This is a genomic window from Limnohabitans sp. (assembly GCF_040401495.1).
Classification (GTDB): domain Bacteria; phylum Pseudomonadota; class Gammaproteobacteria; order Burkholderiales; family Burkholderiaceae_C; genus Limnohabitans.
Genome location: NZ_JBBAOI010000058.1, coordinates 1 through 528 on the forward strand (window position 1 = coordinate 1; position 528 = coordinate 528).

A 528-nucleotide genomic window follows, 5' to 3' on the forward strand; every position below is an offset into this window, starting at 1 on the left:
ATTCGGCCTATGGATGAGTCTGCATGAATTGTCACTTGCAGAATGCCGTGCGTGCAGTCTCCCCCCCACCCCTCCCACCTGTCGTCCATCTAGCCGACATATTGGAATGCAACTTTGATTTGTCATCAGATGCAACATTGCCATACGACGTGTTCGATGCATTGCAGACCCATCATGGTATCGATGTCACTGGACTCAGCGTGAGCAGCACGCATCGGGGCAACTTGTACAGAAGCTATGCATTGTTGAGGGGCAGGGTGTGATGAGATGGCAGCACTTAAGGCTCAATTTGCAGAGGCAACTTTGGGCGTCACGAACGCTTGGGGCACTGCCATGCGCCTCTGTTTGCTGCACGAGTTGCTGAAGAACAGTCTGGCCCCAGACTTGCGCCGTTGCCGGCGTGCATGTGGCATACCAGCCACCAAGACAAGGGCACATGATAGAATACAAGATATGTTGCATCATGCACAGGACGTGCACATACACCAACTGATCCTTACGCAGTCGACCTCCAACATGACAGTGAAG

The 528-nt window shown here is 52.8% G+C and carries 1 protein-coding gene; it reads left to right on the forward strand.

Annotated features, from left to right (window positions below):
* Positions 1–267 precede the first annotated feature (267 nt).
* Positions 268–528 (forward strand): hypothetical protein (locus AC9UEO_RS13595; RefSeq protein ID WP_509534600.1); only part of this gene is annotated, 261 nt, incomplete at its 3' end.